Consider the following 5,774-nt stretch of genomic DNA (forward strand, 5'->3'; position numbering starts at 1 on the left):
GTCCAGCGGTCCAGCGCGGCGGCCCCTCCACCGGCCTGCCGACCAAGACGGAGCAGGCCGACCTGCTGCAGGCGATGTTCGGCCGCAACGGCGAGGCCCCGGTCCCGATCGTGGCTCCGCGCTCGCCCGGCGACTGCTTCGACGCCGCCATCGAGGCCGCGCGCATCGCCATCACCTACCGCACCCCGGTCATGCTGCTCTCCGACGGCTACCTGGCCAACGGCTCCGAGCCGTGGCGGATCCCCGAGGTCTCCGAGCTCCCCACGATCGATCCCGACTTCGCCACGGCGACCAACCACGGGGAGGGTGACGACGCCGAGTTCTGGCCCTACGAGCGCAACGCCGAGACCCTCGCCCGGCCGTGGGCGGTCCCCGGCACTCCGGGCCTCGAGCACCGCATCGGCGGGCTGGAGAAGGGCGACGGGCACGGCAACATCTCCTACGACCCGGCCAACCACGACTTCATGGTCCGCACCCGCCAGGCCAAGGTCGACCGCATCGCCGACTCGCTGCCCCCGCTCGAGGTCGACGACCCCGACGGCGGAGCCCGGGTCCTGGTGCTCGGGTGGGGCTCGACCTACGGCCCCATCGGTGCCGGCGTACGTCGCGTCCGCAAGGCCGGCTACCAGGTCGCGCAGGCCCACCTGCGCCACCTCAACCCCTTCCCCCACGACCTCGGCGAGGTCCTGCGGCGCTACGACAAGGTGCTGGTCCCGGAGATGAACCTCGGCCAGCTCTCCCTGCTGCTGCGCGCGAAGTACCTGGTCGACGTGGTCGGCTACAACGAGGTCCGCGGCCTGCCGCTCAAGGCGGCCGTGCTGGCCGACGTGATCGGCGGCCTCGTCGCCGAGGCCGAGGGCATCGAGGTCAACCTCGTGCCCGCGGGCACCACCGACGGAAAGGACGGCATCGCATGAGCACGGATCTTGGCCTGCCCGGACTGCGGTCCGGCACCGAGGGCGTCCCCACGACCGACGAGGTCCAGACGGGCAAGGACTTCACCTCCGACCAGGAGGTGCGCTGGTGCCCGGGCTGCGGCGACTACGCGGTGCTCAAGGCCGTCCAGTCGTTCCTGCCCGACCTCGGCCTGCGCCGGGAGAACATCGTGTTCGTCTCCGGCATCGGCTGCTCGTCGCGGTTCCCCTACTACCTCGACACCTACGGCATGCACTCGATCCACGGCCGCGCGCCGTCGATCGCGACCGGCATCGCCACCGCCCGCGAGGACCTCTCGGTGTGGGTCGTCACCGGCGACGGCGACGCGCTGTCCATCGGCGGCAACCACCTCATCCACGCGCTGCGCCGCAACGTCAACATGACGATCCTGCTCTTCAACAACCGGATCTACGGGCTCACCAAGGGCCAGTACTCCCCCACCTCCGAGACCGGCAAGGTCACCAAGTCGACCCCGATGGGCTCGGTCGACCACCCGTTCAACCCGGTCTCGCTGGCGCTGGGGGCAGAGGCGTCCTTCGTGGCCCGCACCATCGACTCCGACCGCAAGCACCTCACCACGGTGCTGGCGGCGGCCGCCGCGCACCGCGGCACGTCGCTGGTCGAGATCTACCAGAACTGCCCGATCTTCAACGACGGCGCGTTCGACGCCATCAAGAACCCCGACACCAAGGCCGACGCGATCATTCCGCTGGTCCACGGCGAGCAGATCCGCTTCGGGACCCCGCTGGAGTCAGGGCTCGGGTCCAGGGCGCTGGTCCGCGACACCGCCGGGGGCGGCGTGCTCGTGGTGCAGGCGTCCGACGTCGACGAGGCCGACATCCTCGTCCACGACGCACACCACCCCGACCCGTCGACCGCGTTCGCGATCAGCCGTCTCACCGACTCCGGCTACCTGAACCAGTCGCCGATCGGCATCTTCCGCCAGGTCGAGCGGCCGACGTACGACGACCAGGCCCGCGCGCAGATCACCACCGCCCGCGGCGGTGCCGCCGACGACGACCAGCAGGCGCGGCTCGCCTCGCTCATCGGCGCCGGCGACACCTGGACGATCGTCTGACCAGGAGCCGGTGATCCACCCGCACCGGTGAGCACACATGACGACGACCCGGCGCGTGGCGCCGGGTCGTCGTCGTCGATCGTGGTGCTCCCCCCACCGGGGCGGGTAGATGCGGGGCTCAGCGGAAGAACAGCGTCCACTTCTCGCCGTACGTGGTGGCGTAGGTCGAGTTGCCCTTGACCTTGACGCGCCACTTCCATCGGCCCTTGTCGGGCACGGTCAGGCGGGCCTTGAAGACGCCCTTGTCGTTGACCTTGACCTTGCGGACCGTCTTGAACTTGCAGGTCTTGCAGGCCTTCTTGGTCAGCAGCACCTTGCCCTGGAAGGGCAGCAGGGTGCCGTCCACCTGCGGGTTCTCGACCTTGCCCTTGAGGCGGAAGGCGTTGTAGGCCACCTGGTGCCCGGCCGGCGGTGTCTCGGTGATGACGCGCTGGGCCTTGGACTGCTCGGCGTTGCTCGCGACGGTCGGGCCGGCGACGACGGCTCCCAGGCCGACGAGCGCGGCCAGCATGCCTGCTGCCACGGTGCGGAAGTTCCGCATGATGTGTCCCCCTTGGACGGTTCGGTGTTGTTTCGAGACCAGCCGAATCCTAGGTCATCGCACGACTAGCCTCGGCCCCGTGCAGGAATCTCGTCGCGGCCTTCTCCTGGGGGTGGCCGCCTACTCCCTCTGGGGAGCCTTCCCGCTCTACTGGCCTTTGCTGGAGCCGGCCGGTGCCGTCGAGATCCTCGCCCACCGGGTGCTGTGGTCCGCGGTGACGATGACGCTGGCCGTGGTGGCCCTGCGGCAGACCACCGCCGTCGTGGCCGTGGTCCGCGACCGCCGGGCCTTCCGCCTGTTGTCCTTCGCCGCAGTCGTCGTCTCGGTCAACTGGGCGGCGTACATCTGGGGCGTCAACAACGGCCGGGTGATCGAGACGTCGCTGGGCTACTTCATCAACCCGCTGGTCACCGTCCTGATGGGGGTCTTCATCCTCGGCGAGCGCCTGCGTCGGCTGCAGTGGGTGGCCGTCGGCATCGCCGGGCTGGCCGTCGTCGTGCTCACCGTCGACTACGGCCGCCTGCCGTACGTCGCGCTGGTGCTGGCCTTCTCGTTCGGCTCCTACGGGCTGGCCAAGAAGCAGGCCGGCGTCGACGCCGTCGTCAGCCTGACCGTCGAGACCGCCGTCCTGGCCCCCGTCGCGGGTGCGTACGTCGCCTGGCTGGTCCTCTCCGGCCACTCGAGCATGGGCTCGGAGGGACTGGGGCACGCGCTGCTCTTCACCACGACCGGCGTGGTCACCGCGATCCCGCTGCTGTGCTTCGGCGCCGCGGCGATCCGGGTGCCGCTGGTCGTGCTGGGGCTGCTGCAGTACCTCGCGCCGGTCATCCAGTTCGCGCTCGGCGTGCTGGTGTTCCAGGAGGCCATGCCGCCCGGGCGCTGGCTCGGCTTCGGCCTGGTCTGGATCGCGCTGATGATCTTCACCGTCGAGGCCATCAACCACCGCCGCCGCCAGCTGCGGCTGGTGGCCGCGGCCAGCGCCTGCTGAGCGGAGCCGCGTCGGGAAACCCCGCTCGCGGACAGCCGGGCGTCAGGAGGTGCGGTTGGCGACGATGTCGGCGAACGACTCCAGCGCGGTCCGCACCGAGCCGGGCTCGAGCGCGGTGAGGAGGGCCTTGGCCCGCTCGGACTCCGCGAGCACGTATCCCCGCGCCTGCTCCATGGCAGGGTGCTTGCGCAGCAGGTCGAGGGCCTCGGCGTGCAGGTCGTCGTCGGTCAGGTCGGCATCGAGCAGCTCGAGCAGCCGGGAGTCGGCCGGGTCGGTGGAGGCCCGCGCCATCAGGACCGGCAGGGTCGGYACRCCCTCGCGCAGGTCGGTGCCGGGGGTCTTGCCCGACTCGTCCGACTCGGACGCGATGTCGAGGATGTCGTCGGAGAGCTGGAAGGCGGCGCCCACGATCTCGCCGTACCCACGCAGCGCGGCGCGCACCTCGGCGGACGCACCGCCGAACATGGCGCCGTACTCGGCGGCGGTGGCGATGAGGGAGCCGGTCTTGCCGGCGACAACCTCGAGGTAGTGGGCGAGCGGGTCCTCGTCGGGGCCCGGCTCGACGGTCTCGAGGATCTGCCCCTCGACGAGCTCGGTGAAGGTGCGCGACTGGATGAGCACGGCCTCGRGACCGAGCTGCGCGGTCACCTCGGAGGACTTCCCGAACAGGAAGTCACCGGTGAGGATCGCGACGTGGTTGTCCCAGCGAGCGTTGGCGGTGTCGGAGCCGCGGCGCATGTCCGCCTCGTCCATCACGTCGTCGTGGTAGAGCGACGCGACGTGGGTCAGCTCCACCACGCAGGCCGCCGCCAGCACCTCGTCGGCGTCGGGGGTCTCCCCCGTCTCGGCGGCCAGCAGCACGAGCAGCGGGCGGAAGCGCTTGCCGCCCGAGCGCATCAGGTGACCGGCGGCGTCCGAGACGTACGCCGTCCGCGCGCGGGTGTGCCCGATCAGCATCTCCTCGACGACCTCGAGCCGTGCGGAGAGGCGACTGGCCAGGGCCTCGTCGACGACGGGGAGCGCCAGCGCCGGCGCGGAAGGGGTGCTCACCTGATGAATTGTCCCGCAAGGCCTGCCAGGTCGAGCAGCGGGCCCGGCAGGATGCCCAGCATCAGGGTCGCGGCGGCGCCCAGCGCGATGGTCGTCGCCGTCAGCACGCTCGGGTAGACGACGGTGGGACCGTCCCCGACCGGCTCGTCGAAGTACATCGCCTTGATGACCCGGATGTAGAAGAAGGCGGCGATGATGCTCGCCAGCACGGCCACGACCACGACGGGCCACGCCCCGGCCGCCAGGGCCACCGAGAACACCGCGAGCTTGCCGACGAAGCCGGAGGTCAGCGGGATGCCCGCCATGGCCAGCAGGAAGAAGGCGAAGACGCCCGCCACGATCGGCGACTCCTTGCCCAGCCCGGCCCAGCGCGACAGCGCTGTGGCCTCACCACCCGAGTCCCGGACCAGGCTGACCACAGCGAAGGCGCCGAGCACCGCGAAGCCGTAGGTGGCCAGGTAGAAGAGCACCGCCTGCAGGGCGGTCAGCTCGCCGTCGGCCAGGGCCGAGGTCTGCTGGACGCCGAGGACTCCGGTGAGCAGGAAGCCCGTGTGGGCGACCGAGGAGTAGGCCAGCATCCGCTTCATGTCGGTCTGGGTGACGGCCAGCACCGCGCCGAGCAGCATGGTGAGGATCGCGATGACCCACATCATCGGCTGCCACGACCAGCGGTCCGCGCCGAAGGCGACGTAGAAGAGCCGCAGCATCGCGCCGAACGCCGCGACCTTGGTGCCAGCGGCCATGAAGGCCGTGACCGGCGTCGGGGCGCCCTGGTAGACGTCCGGGGTCCACGCCTGGAAGGGCGCGGCACCGACCTTGAAGAACAGCCCGACCGACAGCATGCCGATGCCGATGAGCAGCAGGGCGCTGTTTCCGGTGTCGTTGCGGACCGCCTCGTTGATCGCGGCGAACTGCATCGATCCGGCGTAGCCGTAGACCAGCGCGACGCCGTAGAGGAAGAAGCCGCTGGAGAAGGCGCCGAGCAGGAAGTACTTGAGGGCGGCCTCCTGGCTCAGCAGCCGGCGCCGACGGGCCAGGCCGCACAGCAGGTAGAGCGGGAGGGAGAGGACCTCGAGGCCGACGAAYATGGTCAGCAGGTCGTTGGCGGCCGGGAAGAGCAACATCCCGAAGACCGCGAACATGAGGAGCGGGTAGACCTCGGTGTGGTCCAGGCCCTGGGT

The 5,774-nt window shown here is 70.6% G+C and carries 5 protein-coding genes and 1 pseudogene; 3 read left to right on the plus strand and 3 right to left on the minus strand.

The annotated features are described in order from the left end of the window. Both AC1DQF_RS20940 and AC1DQF_RS20945 read left to right on the plus strand, forming a co-directional pair. Positions 1–917: pseudogene (locus tag AC1DQF_RS20940) on the plus strand (2-oxoacid:acceptor oxidoreductase subunit alpha); the annotation flags it as partial. Beyond that, positions 914–2,014 (plus strand): 2-oxoacid:ferredoxin oxidoreductase subunit beta, encoded by a 1,101-nt coding sequence (locus AC1DQF_RS20945; protein ID WP_477527159.1) that lies wholly within the window; start codon positions 914–916, stop codon positions 2,012–2,014. The pseudogene AC1DQF_RS20940 and the gene AC1DQF_RS20945, both read left to right, overlap by 4 nt. A 118-nt stretch (positions 2,015–2,132) precedes the next feature. Here AC1DQF_RS20945 and AC1DQF_RS20950 read toward each other — a convergent pair whose 3' ends face one another. Continuing rightward, positions 2,133–2,555, minus strand: a complete 423-nt coding sequence (locus AC1DQF_RS20950) for a hypothetical protein (RefSeq protein WP_477527160.1) — start codon at positions 2,553–2,555, stop codon at positions 2,133–2,135. Between the two features lie 79 nt (positions 2,556–2,634). Between AC1DQF_RS20950 and rarD the strand changes: the two genes are divergently transcribed. After that, a complete protein-coding gene (rarD, locus tag AC1DQF_RS20955; protein ID WP_477527161.1) occupies positions 2,635–3,543 on the plus strand; it encodes an EamA family transporter RarD in 909 nt (302 codons plus the stop codon). A gap of 42 nt (positions 3,544–3,585) precedes the next feature. On the opposite strand, the gene AC1DQF_RS20960 is transcribed toward rarD, so the two are convergent. Next, positions 3,586–4,593 (minus strand): polyprenyl synthetase family protein, encoded by a 1,008-nt coding sequence (locus tag AC1DQF_RS20960; protein ID WP_477527162.1) that lies wholly within the window; start codon positions 4,591–4,593, stop codon positions 3,586–3,588. Then, a partial coding sequence (gene nuoN, locus AC1DQF_RS20965; RefSeq protein WP_477527163.1) for an NADH-quinone oxidoreductase subunit NuoN occupies positions 4,590–5,774 on the minus strand: 1,185 nt, incomplete at its 5' end. The genes AC1DQF_RS20960 and nuoN, both read right to left, overlap by 4 nt.

Source organism: Nocardioides sp. P4_G4, from assembly GCF_056401085.1.